This window comes from Microcystis sp. M49636_WE2, assembly GCF_030065375.1.
GTDB lineage: Bacteria > Cyanobacteriota > Cyanobacteriia > Cyanobacteriales > Microcystaceae > Microcystis > Microcystis aeruginosa_C.
The window spans coordinates 1-2707 of the sequence record NZ_JASJFG010000422.1 but is presented as its reverse complement, the minus strand read 5'-3'; the positions used below and the strand labels follow the sequence as shown (position 1 = coordinate 2707).

General features: G+C 43.0%; 3 protein-coding genes. 1 reads left to right on the top strand and 2 read right to left on the bottom strand.

The features are described from left to right. Positions 1-143: 143 nt before the first annotated feature. Complete coding sequence (locus PX484_RS10090) at positions 144-1982, bottom strand: CLIPPER-2 domain-containing protein (RefSeq protein WP_288103714.1); 1839 nt, start codon at positions 1980-1982, stop codon at positions 144-146. Continuing rightward, positions 1871-2323: a hypothetical protein gene (locus PX484_RS10085; RefSeq protein ID WP_288103713.1), complete on the bottom strand. Its 453-nt coding sequence runs from the start codon at positions 2321-2323 to the stop codon at positions 1871-1873. Before PX484_RS10085 ends, PX484_RS10090 begins: the two co-directional genes overlap by 112 nt. 48 nt (positions 2324-2371) lie before the next feature. Between PX484_RS10085 and PX484_RS10080 the strand changes: the two genes are divergently transcribed. Beyond that, positions 2372-2650, top strand: a complete 279-nt coding sequence (locus tag PX484_RS10080; protein WP_288103710.1) for a helix-turn-helix domain-containing protein — start codon at positions 2372-2374, stop codon at positions 2648-2650. The last annotated feature ends 57 nt before the right edge of the window (positions 2651-2707 follow it).

Below are 2707 nucleotides of genomic sequence, written 5' to 3'. Positions count from 1 at the left end.
CTTGAATACAGTGGAATGTACGATTAGGGAGGGAAGTTATCGTTTTTCTAAGATAACTCGACCGACCCAACTGCAACAAAAAGCGTTAGATTTATTGGGAGTTTCCCTGATTTGTACCCAGTAACGGGGCGCTGTAAATTCTCTTAATCCTTTCTACAGCACAGGTTATGGCCTTTTGTCAACGGGGAAGTCCAGTTATTAGGTTCACCCAAAACCACCTGATTGGTAGAACCGCCACTTCCTACTTTAATTTCAAGCGTATAGTTACCTGATGAAGAACTTGAAGCTCCACTGCCATCAATGAAAGGATTGTAGCTAAAGTTGGAGTAGCCACTCACCCCGACGTAATAAGTCCCAGAAACCGAAGCGGTAAAATCGATATAAGAATCCCGACTAAAAGGTTCATTCGGTGCAGGGTTGTCGTCACTAACCCTTAATTGAATACCTGTTGAATCAAACAAGCGCAAGACAGAATCTAAAGATGATCCCAGTGTCCTCGCATCAATATCGAGAGTTACTCGTTCACCTGCATTCAGTGGGAACTTAATCAAATCTACCAGATTGCGCTGTAGTCCAGGAACATTAGCCGTGGCACTAATGACATCAACTGTCGAAGGTAATTGTTCTGTCAGAATAACCCCTGTGGCTGTGGCAGAACCATTGTTAGTGACCGTTAGGCTATAACTGTAGGGAGAGTTAATATTGACCCCACCTGAACTATCAGTACGAGTTACCACTAAGTCTGGGAGTGCGGGTGCAGTGACCTCAGTTGCTAAAAGTGCGACATTATTGGTTAGATTAGGATCATTGGTTTCACTTAAAACACTGGTATTAGAGATGATTGTTCCTGTTAATAGTGTAGGAGCGATCGCCGTGACTTCTATTATTTGACTTTCACCCGATGGCAGCTCCCCAATATCAAAAGTAAAAGCATTGTCGCTCTGTTGAGAGGGGGTAAGACTGGCAGAAGCAAAAGTAACAGGTTCTGCTAAGATTTCCGTGATTGTTATCCCTTGAGCCGTAACTGAGCCATTATTAGTGACTTGAATCGTGTAGGTAAAAGTTTCTCCCAATTCCACAGAGGTAACACTAGGGGTTTTAGTGACCGACAAATCCGCCTCTACCAAAGGTTTTAATAAAACTTGTCCTTTGGCGTAGCTAAAAACAGGAGAATGGGTTTCATCAGAAATTTGAGCATAGATAAAATAATCTTTTAGGGGAATATTTTCGGTATTCCAAACAAAGCTTCCTTGTCCATCGGTTTCCGCTAATCGATCAGCGATCAAGACACCGTCAAATCCTTGATTGTCCGTGTCGTAGAATAGGCTAATGGTTGCTTCTGAGTCAGCATCAAAGGCATTCCATTCAATGGTTACTTTGGTGTCACTGACATTAGTAGATGGGGCGGTAATTTTGATGCTAGGGGTTGTTGAATTGCCAGAAATAAAGATATCCCCTGCACTCAAGTTAGGTGCGCCTGTTAGAATAGCAATCTGTTGTTGAGGTGCAGCACCATTGCCATCAGGATCGAAGAACAGATTTCCAGTAGCTGGATCATAGATAAATCGGTCATCACTATCAACCGCCGTCGTCCCTAAGACAAACTGAGATTCTGCGAGAACCGCATCAGGGATTAATCCTCCGCCAAAACCCGTTGCCGAAATGACAATGCGATCGCCCTCACTACTGTCAAAATCTTCGATGGTATCTATCCCTTCTGTGGGACTCTCAAAGACGAAACTATCGCTACCTGTCCCCCCTGTTAGGCTATCATTACCAGCACTTCCCTTGATAATATCATTCCCTTCTCCTCCATCAAGAACATCATTTCCTGCTAACCCATCGAGAATATCCTTGCCCGCGTTGCCACTTAGATTGTCATTGCCAATTGTCCCGAAAAGGATTTCATCCCCTGTTGTACTATCAAGTTGAGTGGTGGCTTGCCATATCTCATCTGTCCATGCTGTTGTCGCTTGCCACACTTCAGAAGTCCATACTGTTGTCGCTTGCCACACTTCAGGAGTCCATGCTGTTGTCGCTTGCCATGCCGCATCCTCCAGTGAGTGGTTGCTTCCCACGCTTCAGGAGTCCATTGAGCGATCGCTTGCCAAGGATTATTAATGAGAGTCTGTTGAAGATTAATAGAATCACTATTCATCTCATTAAAGGCTGTAACAGACAGAAAATCCGATGAAGATGAGAAAGGCCAAAGATCACTTACCCATTTTGTTGTGGCATTCCAAGCATCACTTGTCCATTTTGTTGTGGTATTCCAGGCATCGCTTGTCCATGTAGTTGTGGCATTCCAAGAGATCTCTTGCATAAGTCTAGACAAAATAGGATAAAATAGTCCAAGAGTTAAGATTGAAAGATGACTTACGAACAAGTAAAAACTTTAAAGCCAACAGAGTTCAAACGCTTGTGTGGCGTGTATCCAGATACATTTAAGGATATGGTAACAGTCCTAAAGGCAGAAAAAGTTTGGCAAAAAAAGACTGGCAGACCGAGCAAATTGAGTACGGAAGACCAACTACTAATAACATTAGAATATTGGCGAGAATATCGCACCTATTTTCATCTGGGAAATAGTTGGGGTGTTAACGAATCAGGCTCTTCGGGAATTGTTATGCAAATAATTAACTTAAAATAAAATTCGATGAGAGTACCTAAGCTCAAAAGTAGCTGAAATCCATACAGGGAAGGACTT